General features: G+C 70.6%; 23 protein-coding genes. 17 read left to right on the top strand and 6 right to left on the bottom strand.

Annotated features, from left to right (window positions below; genetic code table 11):
- Positions 1-73 precede the first annotated feature (73 nt).
- Complete coding sequence (locus DJ017_RS01905) at positions 74-550, top strand: OmpA family protein (RefSeq protein ID WP_165830498.1); 477 nt, start codon at positions 74-76, stop codon at positions 548-550.
- A gap of 2 nt (positions 551-552) precedes the next feature.
- Here the strand turns inward: DJ017_RS01905 and DJ017_RS01900 are convergent, their stop codons facing one another.
- Positions 553-1986 (bottom strand): NAD-dependent succinate-semialdehyde dehydrogenase, encoded by a 1434-nt coding sequence (locus DJ017_RS01900; protein ID WP_111527120.1) that lies wholly within the window; start codon positions 1984-1986, stop codon positions 553-555.
- A 157-nt stretch (positions 1987-2143) separates the two neighbouring features.
- On the opposite strand from DJ017_RS01900, the gene DJ017_RS01895 reads away from it, so the two are divergent.
- Both DJ017_RS01895 and DJ017_RS01890 read left to right on the top strand, forming a co-directional pair.
- Positions 2144-3997 carry an NF038122 family metalloprotease gene (locus DJ017_RS01895; protein ID WP_111527119.1) on the top strand — a complete coding sequence of 618 codons (1854 nt, stop codon included), beginning with the start codon at positions 2144-2146 and terminating at the stop codon, positions 3995-3997.
- Positions 3998-4088: 91 nt separating this feature from the next.
- Positions 4089-5585, top strand: coding sequence for a CoA-acylating methylmalonate-semialdehyde dehydrogenase (locus DJ017_RS01890; RefSeq protein WP_111527118.1), 1497 nt, complete (start codon positions 4089-4091; stop codon positions 5583-5585).
- 43 nt (positions 5586-5628) lie between these two features.
- Here the strand turns inward: DJ017_RS01890 and DJ017_RS01885 are convergent, their stop codons facing one another.
- Positions 5629-6126 carry a hypothetical protein gene (locus DJ017_RS01885; protein WP_111527117.1) on the bottom strand — a complete coding sequence of 166 codons (498 nt, stop codon included), beginning with the start codon at positions 6124-6126 and terminating at the stop codon, positions 5629-5631.
- Positions 6127-6216: 90 nt separating this feature from the next.
- Between DJ017_RS01885 and zapE the strand changes: the two genes are divergently transcribed.
- Positions 6217-7332, top strand: coding sequence for a cell division protein ZapE (gene zapE / locus DJ017_RS01880; protein ID WP_111527116.1), 1116 nt, complete (start codon positions 6217-6219; stop codon positions 7330-7332).
- On the opposite strand, the gene DJ017_RS01875 is transcribed toward zapE, so the two are convergent.
- Positions 7329-8213, bottom strand: a complete 885-nt coding sequence (locus DJ017_RS01875) for a LysR family transcriptional regulator (RefSeq protein WP_111527115.1) — start codon at positions 8211-8213, stop codon at positions 7329-7331. The genes zapE and DJ017_RS01875 overlap by 4 nt on opposite strands.
- A 187-nt stretch (positions 8214-8400) precedes the next feature.
- Here DJ017_RS01875 and sdhC point away from each other — a divergent pair, with 187 nt between their 5' ends.
- From sdhC to DJ017_RS01845, 6 genes are all read left to right on the top strand, one after another.
- Positions 8401-8808 carry a succinate dehydrogenase, cytochrome b556 subunit gene (gene sdhC, locus DJ017_RS01870; RefSeq protein ID WP_111527114.1) on the top strand — a complete coding sequence of 136 codons (408 nt, stop codon included), beginning with the start codon at positions 8401-8403 and terminating at the stop codon, positions 8806-8808.
- A complete protein-coding gene (gene sdhD / locus DJ017_RS01865) occupies positions 8808-9194 on the top strand; it encodes a succinate dehydrogenase, hydrophobic membrane anchor protein (RefSeq protein ID WP_165830497.1) in 387 nt (128 codons plus the stop codon). The genes sdhC and sdhD overlap by 1 nt, the downstream gene beginning before the upstream one ends.
- 7 nt (positions 9195-9201) lie before the next feature.
- Positions 9202-10989: a succinate dehydrogenase flavoprotein subunit gene (gene sdhA / locus DJ017_RS01860; RefSeq protein WP_111527113.1), complete on the top strand. Its 1788-nt coding sequence runs from the start codon at positions 9202-9204 to the stop codon at positions 10987-10989.
- Between the two features lie 22 nt (positions 10990-11011).
- The gene (locus tag DJ017_RS01855; RefSeq protein ID WP_111527112.1) at positions 11012-11794 is read left to right on the top strand and encodes a succinate dehydrogenase iron-sulfur subunit; all 783 of its coding nucleotides are present in this window, start codon (positions 11012-11014) and stop codon (positions 11792-11794) included.
- Positions 11795-11918: 124 nt separating this feature from the next.
- Entirely contained in the window at positions 11919-13148 is a 1230-nt protein-coding gene (locus tag DJ017_RS01850; RefSeq protein ID WP_111527111.1) for an NAD(P)/FAD-dependent oxidoreductase, read from the top strand.
- 23 nt (positions 13149-13171) lie between these two features.
- Positions 13172-13492 (top strand): 2Fe-2S iron-sulfur cluster-binding protein, encoded by a 321-nt coding sequence (locus tag DJ017_RS01845; protein ID WP_111527110.1) that lies wholly within the window; start codon positions 13172-13174, stop codon positions 13490-13492.
- A 49-nt stretch (positions 13493-13541) separates the two neighbouring features.
- Here DJ017_RS01845 and sodC read toward each other — a convergent pair whose 3' ends face one another.
- Positions 13542-14078: a superoxide dismutase family protein gene (gene sodC, locus DJ017_RS01840; RefSeq protein WP_111527109.1), complete on the bottom strand. Its 537-nt coding sequence runs from the start codon at positions 14076-14078 to the stop codon at positions 13542-13544.
- 99 nt (positions 14079-14177) lie between these two features.
- Complete coding sequence (locus DJ017_RS01835; protein ID WP_111527108.1) at positions 14178-14429, bottom strand: hypothetical protein; 252 nt, start codon at positions 14427-14429, stop codon at positions 14178-14180.
- Between the two features lie 254 nt (positions 14430-14683).
- Between DJ017_RS01835 and DJ017_RS01830 the strand changes: the two genes are divergently transcribed.
- The 5 genes from DJ017_RS01830 (at position 14684) to infA (ending at position 16029) form a co-directional block, all read left to right on the top strand.
- Positions 14684-14893, top strand: coding sequence for a cold-shock protein (locus tag DJ017_RS01830; protein ID WP_111527107.1), 210 nt, complete (start codon positions 14684-14686; stop codon positions 14891-14893).
- 67 nt (positions 14894-14960) lie between these two features.
- The gene (locus tag DJ017_RS01825; RefSeq protein ID WP_111527106.1) at positions 14961-15143 is read left to right on the top strand and encodes a hypothetical protein; all 183 of its coding nucleotides are present in this window, start codon (positions 14961-14963) and stop codon (positions 15141-15143) included.
- A 14-nt stretch (positions 15144-15157) separates the two neighbouring features.
- The gene (locus DJ017_RS01820; protein WP_111527105.1) at positions 15158-15376 is read left to right on the top strand and encodes a hypothetical protein; all 219 of its coding nucleotides are present in this window, start codon (positions 15158-15160) and stop codon (positions 15374-15376) included.
- On the top strand, positions 15373-15732 hold the full coding sequence (locus DJ017_RS01815) for a DUF6481 family protein (protein ID WP_111527104.1): 360 nt from the start codon (positions 15373-15375) through the stop codon (positions 15730-15732). Before DJ017_RS01820 ends, DJ017_RS01815 begins: the two co-directional genes overlap by 4 nt.
- A 24-nt stretch (positions 15733-15756) precedes the next feature.
- Positions 15757-16029 carry a translation initiation factor IF-1 gene (infA, locus tag DJ017_RS01810; protein WP_111527103.1) on the top strand — a complete coding sequence of 91 codons (273 nt, stop codon included), beginning with the start codon at positions 15757-15759 and terminating at the stop codon, positions 16027-16029.
- 6 nt (positions 16030-16035) lie between these two features.
- On the opposite strand, the gene divL is transcribed toward infA, so the two are convergent.
- Entirely contained in the window at positions 16036-18360 is a 2325-nt protein-coding gene (gene divL / locus DJ017_RS01805; protein WP_111527102.1) for a cell cycle protein kinase DivL, read from the bottom strand.
- A 90-nt stretch (positions 18361-18450) separates the two neighbouring features.
- Here divL and DJ017_RS01800 point away from each other — a divergent pair, with 90 nt between their 5' ends.
- Both DJ017_RS01800 and DJ017_RS01795 read left to right on the top strand, forming a co-directional pair.
- Positions 18451-19020, top strand: a complete 570-nt coding sequence (locus DJ017_RS01800; RefSeq protein ID WP_111527101.1) for a hypothetical protein — start codon at positions 18451-18453, stop codon at positions 19018-19020.
- On the top strand, positions 19013-19417 hold the full coding sequence (locus DJ017_RS01795) for a metallopeptidase family protein (RefSeq protein WP_111527100.1): 405 nt from the start codon (positions 19013-19015) through the stop codon (positions 19415-19417). The genes DJ017_RS01800 and DJ017_RS01795 overlap by 8 nt, the downstream gene beginning before the upstream one ends.
- Positions 19418-19419 lie beyond the last annotated feature (2 nt).

Here is a 19419-nt window from a genome sequence, read left to right as displayed (position 1 = left end):
GCGCCGCAGCGGCCTCATTTGCACCATCGAACATTGACATTCGCCGGCCGCGAGATTTGAGCAGGTTCCCATGATGACGAACGCATTGCGCGCCCATCGCCTCGCGACGCTCCTGGCCCTCGGAGCCGCCGTCGCCCTCTCCGGCTGCCTGACCCAGCGGGTCAAGCCGACGCCCAGCAAGGCCGTGGCCGATGCCCGGGCCCATCGCACCGCAGCGCCGGCCCCGGCCTGTCCGGTCCTCGGCGACACCGCGAGTGTCGGCTTCGGCTTCGGCGCGGCGACCATCGGTGAGGTCGCGCAGCCCGAGCTGGAGCGCGTCGCCCAGCTTCTCGCCTGCCACCCGCAGGTGAGCGCGGTGATCGTTGGCCAGGCGGACGGCCATGGAACGGATGCGGAGCAGAAGACGCTCGCCCAGGCGCGCGCCGAGGCGGTGGCCGCGGGCCTGCGCAGCCGAGGCGTGGCGGCGGCCCGACTTCGCCTTGTCCAGGGCGCCGCGCCACCCGCCGCCGAGGGGCGCCTGGTGGTCATGGCCGAAGGCCGCCGCTGGTAGGCTCAGCCCGCCACGAGCACGCTCTTGATGTTGACGAACTCGTGGATGCCGAACTCCGAGCATTCGCGGCCATAGCCGCTCTCCTTCACCCCGCCGAACGGCAGGCGCGGGTCGGAGCGGACGTTGGCGTTCACGAAGCTCATCCCCGCCTCGAGTTCCTCGGCGGCGATGCGCTCGCCGCGCGCGAGGTCGGAGGTCAGCACCCCTGAGCCGAGGCCGAAGCGCGAGGCGTTGGCGATGGCGATCGCCTCGGCCTCGCCGGCCGCTTCGATGACCGCCGCCACGGGACCGAACACCTCCTCGTCATAGGCCGGCATGCCGGGCTTCACCTCGCTCAGCACGGTGGGCGGGTACCAGGCGCCGGGCCGGTCGGGGATCTCGCCGCCGGTCAGCAGGCGCGCGCCGGCCGCCACGCTGCGGCGCACCTGATCGTGGATGTCGTCGCGCGCCTTGACGCTCTGCAGCGGACCGAGCCGAGTGGCCGCATCGTTCGGGTCGCCCATGCGGTAGGCCTGCATCTTCTCGACCAGGGCCGCCTCGAAGGCCTCGCGCACCGGGGATGTGACGATGAACCGCTTGCCGGCGATGCAGCTCTGACCGGCGTTGACCATCCGCGCCGCCGCGGCGACCTCGGCCGCCTTCTGCGCGTCCGCGTCGGACAGCACGAGATAGGCGTCGGAGCCGCCGAGTTCGAGCACGCACTTCTTGAGCACTCCGCCGGCCGCGGCGGCCACCTGGCGGCCTGCCTCGACGCTGCCGGTCAGGGTGACGGCGGCGAGATGGTCATCCTCGATCAGCTCGCGGACCGCCTTGCCGGGGATCAGGGCGGTGCGGAACAGCCCCTCGGGGAAGCCCGCCTCGCGGAACACGGCCTCGATGGCGAGCGCGCAGCCCGGCACGTTGGAGGCGTGCTTGAGCACCGCGGCGTTGCCGGCCATCAGGGTCGGGGCGGCGAAACGGAAGACCTGCCAGAACGGGAAATTCCACGGCATCACCGCCAGCACCACGCCCAGGGGGTTGAAGGTGACGAAGGCCTTCGAGCCCGGCCCCATGTCGACCGGCCGGCGCGCCAGGAAGCCCTCGGCGTGCTCGGCGAACCAGTCGCAGTTCACCGCGCATTTCTCGATCTCCGCCAGGCCCTCGGTCCGGGTCTTGCCCATCTCGGCGGTCATCAGGGCGGCGAACTCTGCCTGGCGGCGGCGCAGCACGGCGGCCGCCGCCCGCATCCGCTCGGCCCGCTCGGCGAAGCTCGTGCGCCGCCAGCCCAGCCAAGCGGCATGGGCCTCGCGCGCGAAGCCCTTCGCCTCTTCGCTGGTGTGCCCCCTGTAGCTTTGTCCGGGCCGATCGGTCGCGGGATCGACCGCGATCAGGCGAGGGGCGGCGCCGGCCTCCCGGTCTGCGGATTGGTCGCGCTCGGGCGCGGTGCGGTCGTCCATGGCCCTCGAACTCCTCTGCCCACCCGCCGAGCGAACCGCGGCGACGAGCCCCGGTTCCCCCGCGCGACATCTGGTCCCGCCGGGCCGCGTTGACAATGCATAAGGCCGTCACGACCACTGTCGGTTGAGGGACGTCGCTACCAGGGGGCCGCGCGGCATGTCATTCGAGACGGAAGCGGTCACCCTGTCGGGCAGCGGCCTGACCTTCATCAACTACTACGACGCGAGCGTCACGGCGGCCTATCGCTCGGCGATCATCGCCGCCGAGCACGAGCTGCAGAGCCACTTCACCAACCAGGTGACCATCGGGGTCAATTTCGCGCTCGCGCCGCTGTCCGCCAATTCGGCGGCGACGAACGGCTTCAACACGCTGACCTTCAGCTACGCCAACCTCGCCGCGGCGCTCCGCACCCACGCGGCGAGCAGCGACGACGCCCTGGCGGTGAACGGTCTGCCGAGCGTGGATCCGTCGGGCGGTGCAGGCTTCGCCATTCCGGTGACGCAAGCGCGGATTCTGGGCCTCGCGGCGCAGGCCAACTCCGACGACGTGGACGTCACCCTCAACAGCAACCTCACCTGGAGCTTCGGCCAGGACGCGATCGGCGCGATCGAACACGAGATTACCGAGGGCGGCTTCGGCCGGGTGGCGAGCCTGGGGCTGCAGGGAAGCCATTGGCAGGCGCTCGATCTCTTCCGCTTCACCGCCGCCGGGGTGCGCGACTACACGGGCGGCTCCGATGGCCAGGCGACCTATTTCGGGATCGACGCCAGCCACGTCTTCACGGCCCTGCCGTACCACTCGGCCTTCGCCAGCGGCACGGACGACGGCGCCGACCTCGGCGACTGGGAGCACAAGTTCCTCAACGGAGCGACCCCGGTGCGGGGCGACGCCTTCGGCTCCGGCGGCCCCAACGCCCCCGGCAGCATCTCGGCCACCGACCTTCGGGTGCTCGACGTCATCGGCTGGAACTCGACCCCCTTCACCCCGGCGGCGGACGATTACGCCAACAGCCAGGCCGACGCGGCCCATGCCATCGGCCAGTTGTTCCCCGGGGGCGCGGCGATCTCGGCCAGCCTGCAGCAGGCCGGCGATCGGGACTGGTTCGCCGTCCAGTTCCAGGCGGGCGCGACCTACACCATCAGCGAACAGGGCTGGAAGGCCGGGGCCGGAACCCTCGCCGACCCCTACCTGCGGCTCCATGACTCGAGCGGCGCCGAGGTCGCGTTCAACGATGACGTGATCAGCGGGACCAACCCGGACGCCCTGATCACCTTCACCGCCCCGACCAGCGGGACCTACTACGTGGAGGCGGGCGCCTTCGTGGACGGCTACGCCGGCTCCTACCGGCTGAGCGTCAGCGGCGCGTCGTCCGACCAGCCCACCGCCGGGCCCGACGCGCTGACCGCCAGCGCCAGCCAGACCCAGATCGACGGCGGGGCGGGAGATGACACCATTTCCGGATGGTCGGGCGGCGACAGCCTGTTCGGCGGCGACGGCAATGACATCATCAATGGCGGCTCGGGTTTCGACCGCACCAACGGCAATGCCGGCAACGACACCGTCCACGGCAACGCCGGCGACGACTGGGTCACGGGCGGCAAGGACAACGACGCCCTGTTCGGTGACGCCGGAAACGACATCCTGAACGGTAATCTCGGCAATGACACCGAATCGGGCGGGCTCGGAAACGACACGGTCCGCGGCGGCCAGGGCGATGACGTGCTCTACGGCGGCGACGGCGCGGACTACATCACCGGGGACCTCGGCAACGACACCATGACCGGCGGCGCGGGCGCCGACACCTTCCGGGCCTTCAATGGCGAGGGGGCCGACGTGATCACCGACTTCACGGCCAGCGAGGGCGACCGCGTCCAGCTCGATCCCGGCACGACCTACACGACGGCCCAGGTGGGCGCCGACACCGTCATCACCCTGGGCGGCGGCGCCTCGCTGACCCTGCAGGGCGTGACCCTGGCCGACCTGCCCAGCGGCTGGATCTTCGGCGCCTGACCGCCCTCGAAGGCGCCCCTGCGTCAGCCGATCGCGAGGCGCGCCAGCCGACGCCTAGCGGCCGGGCCGGCGAAGGCCTAAAACGCCGGCCATGCGTGACATCACCCACTTCATCGACGGCGCCTCTGTCGCCGGAACCAGCGGTCGCTTCGGCGACGTGTTCAACCCCAACACCGGCGAGGTCCAGGCCCGGGTGGCCCTGGCCACCGAGGCCGAGCTCGACAAGGCGGTCCAGTCGGCCCTGCGGGCTCAGCAGAACTGGGCCCTGGTCAACCCGCAGCGGCGCGCCCGGGTCATGTTCGAGTTCAAGCGGCTCGTCGAAGCGCGCATGGACGAACTGGCCGAGCTGCTCTCCTCCGAGCACGGCAAGGTCATCGCCGACAGCCGGGGCGACGTGCAGCGCGGGCTCGAGGTCATCGAGTTCGCCTGCGGCATCCCCCATGTGCTGAAGGGCGAGTACACCGAAGGCGCGGGCCCGGGCATCGACGTCTATTCCATGCGCCAGCCGCTCGGTGTCGTGGCCGGCATCACCCCGTTCAATTTCCCGGCGATGATCCCGATGTGGATGTTCGGCATCGCCATCGCGACCGGCAACACCTTCATCCTGAAGCCGTCGGAGAAGGATCCCTCGCTGCCGGTGCGCCTGGGCGAGCTGATGATGGAAGCCGGCGCCCCCGCCGGCGTGCTCAACGTGGTGCACGGCGACAAGACCGCGGTCGACGCGATCCTCGACCACCCCGACATCAAGGCCGTCAGCTTCGTCGGCTCCTCCGACATCGCCAGTTACGTCTATTCCCGCGGCACGGCGCACGGGAAACGCGTCCAGGCGATGGGCGGCGCCAAGAACCACGGCATCATCCTGCCCGACGCCGACATGGAGCAGGCCACCAAGGACCTGATCGGCGCGGCGTACGGCTCGGCCGGCGAGCGCTGCATGGCGCTGCCGGTGGTGGTGCCGGTCGGCAAGAAGACCGCCGACGAGCTGCGCGAGCGCGTGCTCGCCGAGATCGACACCCTCAAGGTCGGCCTCTCCACCGATCCAGCGGCCCAGTACGGGCCGGTGGTCTCAGCCGCGCACAGGCAGCGCGTCGAGGACTACATCCAGATGGGCAAGGACGAGGGCGCCGAACTGGTCGTCGACGGCCGCGGGTTCAGCCTGCAGGGCTACGAGAAGGGCTTCTTCATCGGCCCGAGCCTGTTCGACCAGGTGAAGCCGTCGATGCGCACCTATCAGGAGGAGATCTTCGGGCCGGTTCTGCAAATCGTCCGCGCCGAGACCTTCGAGGAGGCGCTCGCCCTGCCGTCCGAGCACCAGTACGGCAACGGCGTCGCCATCTTCACCCGCAACGGCCGCGCGGCGCGCGAGTTCGCCCAGCGGGTGAACGTCGGCATGGTCGGCATCAATGTGCCGATCCCGGTGCCGGTCGCCTATCACACCTTCGGCGGCTGGAAGCGCTCGGCGTTCGGCGACACCAACCAGCACGGCATGGAAGGCGTAAAGTTCTACACCAAGGTGAAGACCGTCACCGCCCGCTGGCCCGAAGGCGCGGTCGAGGACTCGGCCTTCGTCATCCCGACGATGCAGTAGCGATCCTCGCCCCGGAGCACCGCTCCGGGGCGGGACATTGCCCTTATCCGCGTCGGCTGATGATGTCCTTCGTCCGCTGGCGGGTCAGGCGCCCCTGGCCGCGCTCGGCCTCGGTCTTGACGCCCTTGCGGCTGCCGGTGGCGGAGTAGGTGACGCCTTCCTCGGCCTCGTGGCCCCAGGCCTGCTCGGGATTGTCGTCCTGGCCGATATCGTGGATGTCGACCCCCGGCGGTGTTCCGGCGCCGAGATCGCCCGCGTCGTCGATGCCGGCGGCGTTGCGTTCGTCGAAGCTGCGGGACTCGCCGCGCTGCCCGGCGCTGGCCGCCGCGGCGCCCATGTCGCTGGAGCCCCGGCCGCGATCGTCGCCCGCGCCGGCGGGATCGTTCTCGAAGGGCTCGAGCCGCTGCGGATCGGTCGCGTGCTGGTCGCGGTTCGGGGCCTGCTGGGCGTTCATCTCCTTCTGTCCGACGCCCAGTCCCTGCATCTCGGCGCGGTTCGCCTGAGGCGTGGAGGTGCGGAAGGTGCGGTCGTCTTCGGCCATGGGAGGTCTCCTTTCGACGACCTCCTAACCCGTCGCCGCCGAGCCCGTTCCTTGCGCCCGGCCGCGCGCCCGGCTAGGCGGAAGGGGCCCATGCCGTCCGCGCTCCACGACGCCTACGACACGCGCCTGGCCGCAGGCGATATCCGGCCCGACCCTGCCCAGGCGGCGGCGTTGCGCGCGCTCGTGCGCCTCGAGGGCGACCTGCAATCCGCCGAGCCGGGCGGGCTGAAGAAGCTGTTCAAGAAGGCCCCGGCCAGCCAGCGCGGGGTCTACCTGTTCGGTCCGGTCGGCCGCGGCAAGTCCATGCTGATGGACCTGTTCTACGAGACCGCGCCGGTGGCCCTGAAGCGGCGCACCCATTTCCACGTCTTTTTGGGTGAGATCCACCGGCTGATCGACGCCTGGCGCAAGGGCGATGCGGCGGCGCGCAAGGCGCGCTTCGGTCAGGCCAAGGGCGATGATCCCATCCCGCCGATCGCCGACGTGGTGGCGGCCGAGGCGAAGCTGCTCTGCTTCGACGAGTTCCAGGTGACCGACATCGCCGACGCCATGATCCTCGGCCGGTTGTTCGAAGCGCTGTTCGCCCGCGGCGTGACCCTCGTGACCACCTCCAACCGGCTGCCGGACGAGCTCTACAAGAACGGCCTCAACCGCCAGCTCTTCCTGCCCTTCATCGACCTCCTGAAGCGGCATGTGGAGGTGGTCGAGGTGGACGGGCCGCACGACTACCGGCTGGACCGGCTGCGCGCCGCCGGCACCTGGTTCTCGCCGAACGATCCGGACAACCAGCGCACCTACGACGCCCTCTGGCAGGACATGCTCGGCACGGAGGAGGAGAGCGGCGCGACCCTGGAGGTGCTGGGCCGCAAGATCCACCTGCCGCACGCCTCTGGCGGCCTCTTGCGGGCGACCTTCTCGAGCCTCTGCTCGGTGGCGCTGGGGCCTAACGACTACCTGGCCATCGCCGCCAACTTCCACACCCTGTTCCTCGAGGACGTGCCGAAGCTGTCGGCCAACCGGCGGGAGGAGGCGCGGCGCCTCGTCATCCTGGTCGACGCCCTCTATGAGGCCCGCACCAAGCTCATCGTCCTCGCCGAGGCCGAGCCGATCCAGCTCTACCCGGCCGGCGACGGCGCCTTCGAGTTCGAGCGGACCGCCTCGCGCCTGCAGGAGATGCGTTCCGCCGACTGGCTCGCTGAGGCCTAGGCGGCTCTGAGGCTTTCCACCAGCTCGCGGGCGAAGGGGCGCAGCTGCGCCTCGGCGCGCACGACGATCTTCAGCTCGCGCAGCGCCCAGTCGTCGGCCAGCTCGACGACACCGAGCGACATGGTGCGCGCGGCCCGGGCCGCGGTGGACTGGGGCACGATGCCGACGCCGACGCCGCACTCCACCAGCCGGCAGACCGCGTCGAAGGAGCGGAGCTGGACGCGCAGGCGCAGGGGCCGGCCCTCGCGCGCGGCGCGGGCGGCCAGGAACCGCTGCAGCGAACTCGAGCGCTCGAGGCCGACGAACTCGCAGTCCAGCACCTCGGCGAAGGTGACCGCCTCGCGGCCGGCCAGGGGATGGCCCGCCGCCGTCACCACCACGAACCGGTCCGACCGGAAGGGGTAGGTCGCCAGCGCTCCGACATCGACGGTGCCGGCGACGATGCCGACGTCGGCGACGCCCTCGGCCACGAGGCCGACGATTTCGTCGGACAGCTTCTCCTCGAGGTCGACGCTGACCTGCGGGTGTGCCGCCAGGAAGGACGACAGCGCCTCGGGCAGGAATTCGGTGAGGGCGTTGGTGTTGGCCAGGAGGCGGACCTCGCCGGAGAGACCGCCGGCGAACGCGCCGAGGTCCTCCTTCAGGCGGGCGCTCTGGGCGAGCATGGCGCGGGCGTGCTTGAGCAGGGTGCGGCCGGCCTCGGTGGGGCTCACCCCGTGGCGCGAGCGGGTGAACAGGGGCGCGCCCAGCGCCTCCTCCATCCGCCGGATGCGGGTCGAGGCGGCGGCCAGCGCCAGGGCGCATTTCTCAGCGCCGCCGGTGATTGAGCCCGCGTCGACCGTCTCGCAGAACAATCGCAGGTCGGTGAGGTCGTAGCGCATCCTTCGCCTTTCGCGAAGGAAGCCTACAGCAAACACGCATTGCGCAGGTAGTGGCAAACGATCCAAGTTTCGGCGTTCGCGAAGGTGGCCCGCGTGCGTTCGCGCGATCGGGCCCGGCTTCGTTGACAGGCCCCGGCGCGGGACTAGAAACGCCGGGTCCGAGCAAGGGTGCGGGAGGCCCGAAGACATGAGCGACGCCTCGAAGGCAATGCGGGAGCGGCCGCTCTCGCCCCACCTGCAGGTCTGGCGCTGGCACATCACCATGGCCACCTCGATCCTGCATCGCGCTACCGGCGTGGCGCTCTATGTCGGCGCCCTGATCGCGGCGGCCTGGGCCGTCTCCCTGGCCAAGGGGCCGGAGGCCTACGCCCAGTTCAAGGGGCTGATGGGCTCGCCGCTCGGCAAGGTCGTGATGTTCGGCCTGACGCTCAGCTTCTTCTACCACCTGGCGAACGGCGTCCGGCACCTCGTCTGGGATATGGGCAAAGGCCTCGACGTGAAGACCGCCAACGCCACCGCCGTCCTGGTCTTCGCCTTCACCGCCGCCGCGACCATCGCCGTCTGGGCGATCGCCATGATGACGGGAGCCATCTGATGGCCAGCTATCGCACGCCGCTCTCCCGGGCCCGCGGCCTGGGCGCCGCCCACCACGGGGTGGGCCACTGGATATCCGAGCGGGTGGGGGCCGTCGCCCTCGTGCCGCTGACGCTGTGGGGCGTGTTCGGCGTCCTGCGCATCGCCGCCGGCGACTACGGCGCGGCGGTCGCCTGGATCAGCCAGCCGCTCAACGCGGTGCTGATGGTCCTGACCCTCGCCATCGCCTTCTGGCACATGCACGGCGGCCTGCGCGTGGTGATCGAGGACTACATCCACATCACGCTCAATAAGAGCGCCCTGCTCATCCTGAACCTTTTCGTCTGCGGGCTGGCGGGGGCGCTGGCCGTCTTCTCCATCCTGAAGGTCGCGCTGGGAGGCGCTTGAGGACCCCATGGCGACTTACGATTTCATCGACCACAAGTTCGACGTCGTCGTCGTCGGCGCCGGCGGCTCGGGCCTGCGCGCGGCGCTCGGCTGCGCCCAGGCGGGGCTGAAGACGGCGTGCATCTCCAAGGTGTTCCCGACCCGCTCGCACACCGTGGCGGCCCAGGGCGGCATCTCCGCTTCGCTCGGCAACATGAGCGAGGACGACTGGCGCTGGCACATGTACGACACCGTCAAGGGGTCGGACTGGCTGGGCGACCAGGACGCCATCGAATACCTCTGCCGCAACGCGCCGGCCGCGGTCTATGAGCTGGAGCACTGGGGCGTGCCGTTCTCGCGCACCCCGGAAGGCAAGATCTATCAGCGCGCCTTCGGCGGCATGACCCGCAACTACGGCGAGGCGCCGATCCAGCGCACCTGCGCGGCGGCCGACCGGACTGGCCACGCCATGCTCCACACCATGTATGGTCAGAGCCTGGCGCACGAGACCGAGTTCTTCATCGAGTACTTCGCCCTCGACCTGATCATGGACGAGGGGACCTGCCGGGGCGTCACGGCCTGGAAGCTGGACGACGGCACCCTGCACCGCTTCCAGGCCCAGTTGGTCATCCTGGCCACCGGCGGCTACGGCCGGGCCTACTTCTCCTGCACCAGCGCCCACACCTGCACGGGCGACGGCAACGCCATGGCGCTGCGCGCCGGCCTGCCGCTGCAGGACATGGAGTTCGTGCAGTTCCACCCGACCGGCATCTACGGCGCCGGCTGCCTGATCACCGAAGGCGCCCGCGGCGAAGGCGGCTATCTGACCAACTCCGAGGGCGAGCGCTTCATGGAGCGCTATGCGCCGTCCGTGAAGGACCTCGCGCCGCGCGACATGGTCAGTCGCGCCATGACCATCGAGATCCGTGAAGGCCGGGGCGTTGGTCCGAAGAAGGACCACATCTTCCTGCACCTCGATCACCTGGATCCGAAGATCCTGGCCGAGCGCCTGCCCGGCATCTCCGAGAGCGCCAAGGTGTTCGCCGGCGTCGACGTGACCAAGGAGCCGATCCCGGTCCTGCCGACCGTGCACTACAACATGGGCGGCATCCCGACGAACTTCTATTCGGAAGTGGTCACCAAGAACGGCAAGAACCCCGACCAGGTGGTGCCGGGCCTGATGGCGGTGGGCGAGGCGGCCTGCGTCTCGGTGCACGGCGCCAACCGCCTGGGCTCCAACTCGCTCATCGACCTCGTGGTGTTCGGACGCTCCGCGGCCCTGCGGGCGGCGGACACCGTCAAGGCCGGCGAGAAGCAGCCGGAGCTGAAGCCGTCGATGACCGAGAGCCACCTGGCCCGCTTCGACCGCCTGCGCAACGCCAACGGCTCGACCACGACGGCGGCCCTGCGCCTCGAGATGCAGCGCGCCATGCAGGAGGACGCCGCGGTGTTCCGCACCGGCGAGAGCCTGAAGTCGGGCGTCAAGCGCCTGGCCGCGGTGCACGCCCAGCGCGGCGACCTCAAGGTCTCCGACCGCGGGCTCATCTGGAACACCGACCTGATGGAGACCCTCGAGCTCGACAACCTGATCGGCCAGGCGGCCGTGACGGTGAACGGCGCGGCCAACCGCACCGAGAGCCGCGGCGCCCACGCCCGCGAGGACTTCCCGGACCGCGACGACGCCACCTGGATGAAGCACACCCTCGCCTGGTTCGACGACACGTCGGGCAAGGTGAAGATCGACTACCGCCCGGTGCACTCGTTCACCATGACCAACGACATCGCCTACATCCCGCCGAAGGCGCGGGTGTACTGAGCGCGGAAGGAAGAGACGGCAGATGGTTCAGCTCACGCTTCCGAAGAACTCGGTGGTCAAGAAGGGCCGCCACCACCCCGCGCCGGCCGGCTCGGGGCGGACCAAGACCTTCCGCATCTACCGCTACGATCCGGACGATGCGTCCAATCCGCGGTGGGACACCTACGAGGTGGATGTCGACGCCTGCGGCCCGATGGTCCTGGACGTCCTCATCCACATCAAGAACACCATGGACTCGACACTGGCGTTCCGGCGGTCGTGCCGGGAAGGCGTCTGCGGCTCCTGCGCCATGAACATCGGCGGCCGCAACACCCTGGCCTGCACCCACGGCTGGGAGGAAGTGCCCGGCAAGGACGTGCAGATCAGCCCGCTGCCGCACATGCCGGTGGTCAAGGACCTGGTCCCGGATCTGACCCTGTTCTACGCCCAGTACGCCTCCATCGAGCCCTGGCTGCACACCGACACGCCGGAGCCCCAGAAGGAGTGGATCCAGAGCCCCGAGGACCGCGAGAAGCTCGACGGCCTCTACGAGTGCATCCTCTGCGCCTGCTGCTCGACCTCGTGCCCGAGCTACTGGTGGAACCAGGAGAAGTACCTCGGCCCGGCCGCCCTGCTGCACGCCTACCGCTGGCTGATCGACTCGCGCGACGAGGCCACCGGCGAGCGCCTGGACGCGCTGGAGGATCCCTTCAAGCTCTACCGCTGCCACACAATCATGAACTGCGCCCAGGTCTGCCCGAAGGGCCTGAACCCGGCCAAGGCGATCGCCGAGGTCAAGAAGATGATGATGGAGCGCGTGGTCTAAGCCCGGTCCTGGCCCTGACCTCGCGTCAATTCGCCAGAGGATTCGGCAGAGGAAACGCCCGTTCGGCCGGCTACGGGCAATTACCTAAGTTGACGCCGGTGTCATTTTTGGGCATCGGCAAAGCATGACCGAACTTTCGGCGCACGTGGTGATCCTTGGCGCGGGCCACGCCGGCGGCACGCTGGCGGCCCTGCTGCGCCAGTACGGCCACGAAGGCCCCATCACCCTGGTGGGCGACGAGCCGATCCCGCCCTACCAGCGCCCGCCGCTGTCGAAGGCCTGGCTGAAGGGCGAGGCCGACGCCGAGAGCCTGGCGCTCAAGCCGCTCGAGTTCTACGCCGAGAACCGCATCGACTTCCGCCCCAGCACCCGGGCCGTGAAGCTGGAGCGCAGCGCCAGGCGCGTGCACCTCGCCGACGGTTCGACCCTCAGCTACGACATCCTGGTCATCGCAACCGGCGCGCGGGCCATCGCCCTGCCGATCCCCGGCGCGGAGCTTGGCGGCGTCATGTTCCTGCGCACCGCCGCCGACGCCGAGCAGCTCAAGGCCGCCGTCGGTCCGGGCAAGACCCTCGCCGTCGTCGGCGGCGGCTACATCGGCTTGGAAGTGGCCGCCTCCGGACGGGCCCTCGGGGCCGAGGTGGTGGTCCTGGAGCGCGAGGAGCGGGTGCTCGCCCGCGTCGCCTGCCAGGCGCTCTCCGACTTCTTCACCGCCTATCACCAGCAGCACGGCGTCAAGTTCGAGCTCGGCGCCAGCGTCGTCGGCTTCGAGGGCCAGGGGAAGGTCAGCGGGGTCAGGCTCGCCGACGGCCGCACACTCGCCTGCGACGCCGTCGTCGTCGGCGTCGGCGCGACCCCCAACGACGAGATCGCCAAGGACGCAGGCCTGGAATGCGCGCGCGGCGTGGTGGTCGACCTCGAGGCCCGCACCTCCGATCCGGCGGTGTTCGCCATCGGCGACGTGACCCACCGGCCGATGCCGATCTACGAAGGGCGCATGTTCCGCATGGAGAGCGTCCCCAACGCCCTTGAACAGGCCAAGCAGGCCGCCTGCGCCATCACCGGCCGTGCGGCGCCGGCCGGCGAGGTGCCCTGGCAGTGGTCGGATCAGTACGACCTGAAGCTCCAGATCGCGGGCTACGCCTTCGACGTGGACGAGATCGTCATCCGCGGCGATCCCAAGACCGCCAAGTTCGCGGTCTTCCACCTGAAGGGAAAGCAACTCCAGTCGGTCGAGGCGATCAACGCCCCGCCGGAGTTCATGATGGGCAAGCAGCTCATCGGTAACCGCAAGCCGGTCGACAAGATCAAGCTTGCCGATCCATCCATCTCCATGAAAGAGGTCGCCGCTTAGACGGCGCGCGTTAGGGCAGGACCATGGCCAAGATCACCTACATCGAACACGACGGGACCGAGCACGTCATCGACGTCAAGAACGGCCTCTCGGTCATGGAAGGCGCGGTGAAGAACAACATCCCGGGCATCGACGCCGACTGCGGCGGGGCCTGCGCCTGCGCCACCTGCCACGTCTATGTGGACGAGACCTGGCTCGCCAAGACCGGCGACAAGTCGGCCATGGAGGAGTCGATGCTCGACTTCGCCGAGGGCGTCGAGCCGAATAGCCGCCTGTCGTGCCAGATCAAGGTCTCCGACGACCTGGACGGCCTCGTCGTCCGCATGCCGGAAAGCCAGCACTAAGAGGCTTGCGAACGGGCGGCGCGAGGCGCCCGCCCGCCGCCATCCCTGTCTAGCGGACCACGCCGCAGGCGAGGCGCGCGCCGCCCCCGCCGAGCGGCGGCGTGTCCGCATAGGTGTCGCCGCCGGCGTGGATCATCAGGGCGTGGCCCTGCAGCTCGGCCACGGACTTGAACCGCGGCGCGGCCAGCGTCTGGCGCGCCGTGCCGTCCGCCGCCACCTCGATGCGTGGCAGGTCGCCCAGGTGGCCGGCCCCCTCAGGCCCCATGTGCGTCTTGGTCTCGCCTGGATCGAGGTGCGCGCCGGCGCCGCCGGCCGGCGTCACCGTGCCATCGGCCGCGGCGGCCGGGGCGCACGACGGGTTGCCGTGCAGGTGGAAGCCGTGCTGGCCCGGCGGCAGGCCCTTGAGGTCGAGGGCGATCGAGACGCCCTTCGGGCTGTCGCTCAGCGTCACCTGGCCCACCGAGGCCCCCGGCCCCTGCGGGGTGGCAAGCGCCATCGGCACCACCAGGCTGGCGGCGGCGGCCGATCCGGCGAGGGCCGTGGCGGCGAGGCCCGCCAGGGCGGCGGCAAAGGTCTTCGGGGTCATGGTGGTCTCCTCAACGCGCGGGCGTCGCAGGAGGTATAGCATCGGGCGCGCTCAGCGGCAGGCGATGGCGACGACGGGCCTGGCCAGGTCCGCTCGGCCCTAGGCCCCGCGCTCCAGGACGCTCTCGGCCACGCCGCCCTTTTCGATCCGGACGCCGAGGTAGCGCATGACGCCGTCGCTGAAGCTGATGTCGGCGAGGGGGATGCTGGCGTCGCGCTGGAGCTGGTTCACGTCGCCGAGCGTCAGCCGCAGGGTCATTCCGTCGCGAGCGAACCCGTCGGCCTCGGCCTTCTCGATCTCGGTCCGGAAATGGACGGCGGCGGAGGCGCGGCGTGCGGGTGCGGCTTTCATCGGACCGGGGATCTCATGAGATTTTCCAGACGCTTACTAGCATGTCTGGAGGCGCCCGTGAGGATTTCTGGTGAAAATACTTGCGAAATCGGGTCGGAAGGCCCATCTTCGACAAATCAAATATCGCTTTGGCTCGCCTGGCGCCTTCGCCGAAATCCAGAATTTCGGCCCGCACTAGTTTTCGACCCTCTCCGAAAATTTGATCTCCACGTCCATCCCGGGCGGGAGAACTCATGTCCGGAAAGGGACAATCTATGCAAACCGGCACCGTAAAGTGGTTCAACGGCCAAAAGGGCTTCGGCTTCATCCAGCCGGACGCCGGCGGCAACGACGTCTTCGTGCATATCTCGGCCGTCGAGCGCGCCGGCCTCGGCACGCTCAACGAAGGCCAGAAGATCGGCTTCGAGGTCGAGCGCGACCAGCGCAGCGGCAAGATGTCCGCGGGCCAGCTGCAGGCGGTCTGAGGCCATCCTGCTCGGGCGGCGGCCCGCCTGACGGCGGGGCGCTCGCCCGGCCAGTCCGAGTAAAGCTGTGAATTACCGATACCGGACCGCCCCCGAGGCGGTCCTGAGTGACATCCTCGCCCGCGATCCGCAGGCGAGCCTGCACGACATCCGCCACGCCCATCCCAGCCTTCGGCGCCTGTCGCTCGATCAACTGGGCCTGCGGGTCGGCCGCCTTCTCGACGGTCGCGCCGCCCGTTCCCTCAAATAACCGGAGCCCCGCCGATGGACGTTTCCGCCGACGCCGTGCTGCACAAGCACCAGATCAAGGCCGACGAGTACCGCGCCCGGGCGCGTGAGGCGTTCGCCGCCGCCGAGGCCGCCACCCTGGACCGTGTCCGCGAGCAACGCCAGGCGGCCGCCGCGAGCTGGGCGGAGCTGGCCGACGCCGAGGACGCGCGCCTGGTCACCCGCCGCGCCCGCCTGGCGGAGGGTGCGAAATGAACGAGACCCAGAGAAGCGGCTACGCCGAACGCCTGAAGACCGCCGCCGAGGCGCGCAAGGCGCTCCTCGCCAAGTTCCAACCGAGGGCCGCTGTGACGGCCGCCGAACCCATCGACCGCGCCGCGCGCAAGGCGGCCGAGCTCGCTCAGGTGCGCCAGACGCGCGCCGCCGCCAAGAGCGCGCGCATCGAGGCTGCGGCCCAGGCGCTCGAGGCCGAACGCGAGGCTGCGGCGGCGATCGAGGCTGCGGCGCTCGAGGCCAAGCGGGGCGAGCGCAAGGAGCGCAAGGCTCTGACCAAGGCCGAGGCCAAGGCCAAGCGAGACGCCCGCTACGCCGCCCGCAAAGCCCGCAAGTAACCCCGTCCCGGCAAGGAGCCTCACATGGCGAAGGAAGACCTCGTCGAATTCGACGGCCAGATCATCGAACTCTTGCCCGAGGGCCGCTTCCGCGTGCGTCTCGAGAACGACCACGAGATCCTGGCCTACACGGCCGGCCGCATGAAGAAGAACCGTATCCGCTCCATGGTCGGCGACCGCGTCACGGTGGAGATGACGCCCTACGACATGGACCGCGGCCGCATCACCTACCGCCACAAGCCCGAAGGCGCGCGCGTCGGCCCCGGGCCCGCACGACCGCAGTTCCGCCGCCGCTGAGGCGGCTCAGGCGCTGAGGCCCAGCTCCGGCTGGGCCGCCGCCGCCTGGGCTTCTTCCGGCAGGTGGCAGGTGAAGGTCGCGCCGGCCCCCGGCTCGCTCTCCAGCGCCACCCATCCGCCGTGCAGCTCGGTGAGCGCCTTGACCAGCGCCAGGCCAAGGCCCGGGCCGCCGCGCTCGCGGCCGATGAAGCGGTCGAAGATGTGCGCCTGGACATGGAAGGGAATGCCCCGCCCGGTGTCCGCGACGGTGAGCTGAACCTCGCCCAGGGCCTTGCGGGCGCCAAGCGTGATCGTCCCGCCGCCGGTGGTCTGGGTCAGCGCGTTCTCCACCAGGTGATCGAGGATCTGGGCCAGCCGCTTGGCGTCGCCGCGGATCAGGCCGACGTCCTCGCTGGTCTCGGTGGCGATGCTGACGCCGGCCCCCGCCGCCCGCTCGTTCCAGCGCGCCGCCACCCCGATCAGCATGTCCGACACCCGCACGTCCTCAAGGTCGAGCGCCATCTCGCCGGCGTCGATCTGGGCCATGTCGAGCACGTCGTCGATCGAGCGGGCCAGTTGGGTCGCCGCGGACTTGACCGCGGCCGCATGCTGCTTGCCGCGCTCGGAGAGGATGTCGCCGGAGTGCTCCAGCAGCTCGGAGTAGCCGATGATGGTCGTCAGCGGCGTGCGCAGCTCGTAGGAGACGTTGCCCACGAAGTCGCGCTTCAGCCGCTCGGCGTCGGCCAGGGCCGCCTCGCGGTCGGCGAGCGCGCTTTCCAGCTTCTTGGCGTCGGTGACGTCGGTGAACGCGATCAGGGTCGCCCCGTCCGGCAGCGGCCGCGACTGGTAGGCCACGATGCGCGAGTCCGAGGTCTTCACCTCGCCCGTCATCGGCGCGCGGGCGTTGGGGTCCGGATCGGCCACGCGGCCCTTCAGCTCGCGCCAGAACGCCCGGTCGTGCAGCTTGGGCACGCACAGCTCGACCACGCCCTCGAAATCCCCCGCCGCCTCGAGCTGGGCCGGGGCGATCTGCCAGAACTTGGCGAAGGCGTCGTTCGAGAGCCTGAGGCGTCCGTCCGAGCCGAACACGGCCACCGCATCGGAGAGCTTGTCGAGGGTCGCCTGCTGCACCTCGATGAGGGCGTTGTACTGGGCCTTCAGCTTCAGCTCGCCGGTGATGTCGGAGAACAGCAGCAGCAGGCCGCCCATCGGGTGCGGCTGGCGAACCACCTTCAAGGTGCGCCCATCGGGCAGGCTCCAGAGGTCGTCGGCGGCGGGGCCGAGCTGCTCGTAGCGGGCGAGCTCGGCGGTCTTCCACTTGGCGTAGTCGGCGGTCTCGGGCAGGCGGCGGCGCTGGCGCAGGCGGTCGAGCACCTCGCCGTGCGTCGGCCGGTCCGCCAGCCAGGCCGGCTCCAGCCCCCACAGCTCGGCGAAGGCGGCGTTGTGGAACATCAGCCGCTTGCCCTCGCCGAAGATCGCCACCGCCTCGGCGATGTGGTTCAGCGTCTCGTCGTGCGCCTCGACGTTGCGCTTCAGCGCCTCGCGGATCTCCTCCACCTCGGTGACGTCGTCGGTCCAGACGCCGACCCCGCCGCCCTCTAGCGGCTGGGCGGTGACGCGGAAGGCGCGGCGGCGGCCCTCCACCGTCGACCAGCGGACCGCGTCCCGCTTCTGGCCGAGGTTGGCCGCCTCGCTGGCGATGGCGTCGGCGCCGCGGTCGAAGGCGAGGCCCCGCGCGGCCGCGTCGTCGAGATCCTGGGCGTCCACCGCCCGCAGCCAGGCAGCGTTCACCCACACCGGCGAGCCGTCGGCGGCGGCGATCCACGCCGGGCAGGCGCGGGCGTCGAGGAAGGCGGCGAACCGGGGCGCGGTCGGCAGGGCGGCGTCCTCGCCCACCGCCGCCGAGACCCGCAGCCAGGCGATCGCCCCGGCCGCCCGGCCCTCCACAGAGACCGCGCCGGCCTCGCCGCGGACTTCGAAGGCGCAAGGCTCGCCGCGCTCGAACAGGGCGCGCAGCCGGCGGGCGTGGTCCGGGTCGGCGCGCATCAGGGCGTTGACCAGCGCCTGCGGTTCGGCCGGCTCGACGCCCAGCACCCGGGCGCAGACCCCCAGGCTCTCCTCGCCCGAGGCCAGCAGCGCCTGGCCGTCCTCGACGGCGAGCAGGGTGGAATCGAAGGCCTCGGCGGAGGCCTGGGCGGCGTCGGCGCGGTTCTCGATCACCGCCAGCCGGCGGGTCAGGCCTTGCACTTGCAGGGCGGCCTGGCGCCGCTGGGCCAGGGCCCAGAGCACGGCGCAGATCGCCAGCGACACCGCGCCGGCCGCCGCCGCCAGGATCAGATCGTACGCGCCCATCCCTGCTCCGGCGAATCACTCCCTCGGAGCCTACGCCCACATCCACATCGCCGCATCCGCGGCGCATTTTCCGCTTAAGAGTTTGGCGTCATGATCGGGGCCGTGAACGCCATCCTCTATCCCGTCGCCGTCAACCCGGAGCAGGCCCTCTCGCGGCCCCTCGGCCGCGCCGCCCGCGAGCGCGAGGCCAGGGCCCTGGCGCGCGAGGGCGTGGTCTTCGCGACCGAGCCGGTCGGCCCCGCCTTCCCGAGCCGCGAGGCGGCGCTGGAGGCCTATCGCGAGCGCATCGAGGCGCTGAACGCCGAGGACCGCTATTGCCAGCTCGTCGAGCGCATCGTCACCGAGCCGGGACGCCTGGCGCGGCTCGCGCCGGTCAGCCCGACCTTCGAGAACGGCCGCCGCTGGCCCGCGCCGCCGACTGAGCCGCCGCGCACCGTCTGGCGCCTTCTGATCAGCTACTGGCGGCCCGCCAGCGCCCCCACCGCCGAGGCGCCCCAGGCGCGCGTCGCCCGCAAGGCCGGTTCGGAGGTCGCGCCCGAGACGCTGAAGGCCATCGCCCGCCAGCCCCTGAAGCCGGTCAAGCCGCAGCAGCCGCTCGACATCGGCCTCTTCGAGACCCGCCTGCCCGAGGCGCCCCACATCGTCGTGCCCGATGAGTGAGGCGTCCGCCTTCGGCCGCGCTCCGTCGCTCGACGACCTAGCCGCCCTGGCCGAGGCGGCGTTCCAGGCCCTGCCGCCGCAGTTTCGCCGGATGACCGGCGAGGTGATCTTCCGGGTCGACGACTTCCCCGACGAGGAGGTGCTGGAGAGTCTCGGCATCGAGGACCCTTTCGAGCTCACCGGCCTCTACCAGGGCCTCGACCTCAGCCGCCGCTCGCTGTTCGATCCCTCGCCCCAGCCCTCGATGGTGTTCCTCTACCGCCGTCCGATCCTCGACGAGTGGGCCGCCCACGGCGAGATCACCCTCCAGGAGCTCGTGGCCCACGTCCTGGTCCACGAGATCGGCCACCACTTCGGCCTCTCCGACGCCCAGATCGCCGCCATCGAAGCCGAGTGAGC

It is taken from the genome of Phenylobacterium soli, from assembly GCF_003254475.1.
GTDB lineage: Bacteria > Pseudomonadota > Alphaproteobacteria > Caulobacterales > Caulobacteraceae > Phenylobacterium > Phenylobacterium soli.
Note: the sequence above shows the minus strand (reverse complement) of the source record. Positions and strands in the feature narration are given on the sequence as shown.

Bases quoted from the DNA above. Each gene is read 5' to 3' on its own strand.
- DJ017_RS01905 (WP_165830498.1), top strand. From the start codon at position 74: ATGACGAACGCATTGCGCGCCCATCGCCTCGCGACGCTCCTGGCCCTC.
- DJ017_RS01900 (WP_111527120.1), bottom strand. From the start codon at position 1,986: ATGGACGACCGCACCGCGCCCGAGCGCGACCAATCCGCAGACCGGGAG.
- DJ017_RS01895 (WP_111527119.1), top strand. From the start codon at position 2,144: ATGTCATTCGAGACGGAAGCGGTCACCCTGTCGGGCAGCGGCCTGACC.
- DJ017_RS01890 (WP_111527118.1), top strand. From the start codon at position 4,089: ATGCGTGACATCACCCACTTCATCGACGGCGCCTCTGTCGCCGGAACC.
- DJ017_RS01885 (WP_111527117.1), bottom strand. From the start codon at position 6,126: ATGGCCGAAGACGACCGCACCTTCCGCACCTCCACGCCTCAGGCGAAC.
- zapE (WP_111527116.1), top strand. From the start codon at position 6,217: ATGCCGTCCGCGCTCCACGACGCCTACGACACGCGCCTGGCCGCAGGC.
- DJ017_RS01875 (WP_111527115.1), bottom strand. From the start codon at position 8,213: ATGCGCTACGACCTCACCGACCTGCGATTGTTCTGCGAGACGGTCGAC.
- sdhC (WP_111527114.1), top strand. From the start codon at position 8,401: ATGAGCGACGCCTCGAAGGCAATGCGGGAGCGGCCGCTCTCGCCCCAC.
- sdhD (WP_165830497.1), top strand. From the start codon at position 8,808: ATGGCCAGCTATCGCACGCCGCTCTCCCGGGCCCGCGGCCTGGGCGCC.
- sdhA (WP_111527113.1), top strand. From the start codon at position 9,202: ATGGCGACTTACGATTTCATCGACCACAAGTTCGACGTCGTCGTCGTC.
- DJ017_RS01855 (WP_111527112.1), top strand. From the start codon at position 11,012: ATGGTTCAGCTCACGCTTCCGAAGAACTCGGTGGTCAAGAAGGGCCGC.
- DJ017_RS01850 (WP_111527111.1), top strand. From the start codon at position 11,919: ATGACCGAACTTTCGGCGCACGTGGTGATCCTTGGCGCGGGCCACGCC.
- DJ017_RS01845 (WP_111527110.1), top strand. From the start codon at position 13,172: ATGGCCAAGATCACCTACATCGAACACGACGGGACCGAGCACGTCATC.
- sodC (WP_111527109.1), bottom strand. From the start codon at position 14,078: ATGACCCCGAAGACCTTTGCCGCCGCCCTGGCGGGCCTCGCCGCCACG.
- DJ017_RS01835 (WP_111527108.1), bottom strand. From the start codon at position 14,429: ATGAAAGCCGCACCCGCACGCCGCGCCTCCGCCGCCGTCCATTTCCGG.
- DJ017_RS01830 (WP_111527107.1), top strand. From the start codon at position 14,684: ATGCAAACCGGCACCGTAAAGTGGTTCAACGGCCAAAAGGGCTTCGGC.
- DJ017_RS01820 (WP_111527105.1), top strand. From the start codon at position 15,158: ATGGACGTTTCCGCCGACGCCGTGCTGCACAAGCACCAGATCAAGGCC.
- DJ017_RS01815 (WP_111527104.1), top strand. From the start codon at position 15,373: ATGAACGAGACCCAGAGAAGCGGCTACGCCGAACGCCTGAAGACCGCC.
- infA (WP_111527103.1), top strand. From the start codon at position 15,757: ATGGCGAAGGAAGACCTCGTCGAATTCGACGGCCAGATCATCGAACTC.
- divL (WP_111527102.1), bottom strand. From the start codon at position 18,360: ATGGGCGCGTACGATCTGATCCTGGCGGCGGCGGCCGGCGCGGTGTCG.
- DJ017_RS01800 (WP_111527101.1), top strand. From the start codon at position 18,451: ATGATCGGGGCCGTGAACGCCATCCTCTATCCCGTCGCCGTCAACCCG.
- DJ017_RS01795 (WP_111527100.1), top strand. From the start codon at position 19,013: ATGAGTGAGGCGTCCGCCTTCGGCCGCGCTCCGTCGCTCGACGACCTA.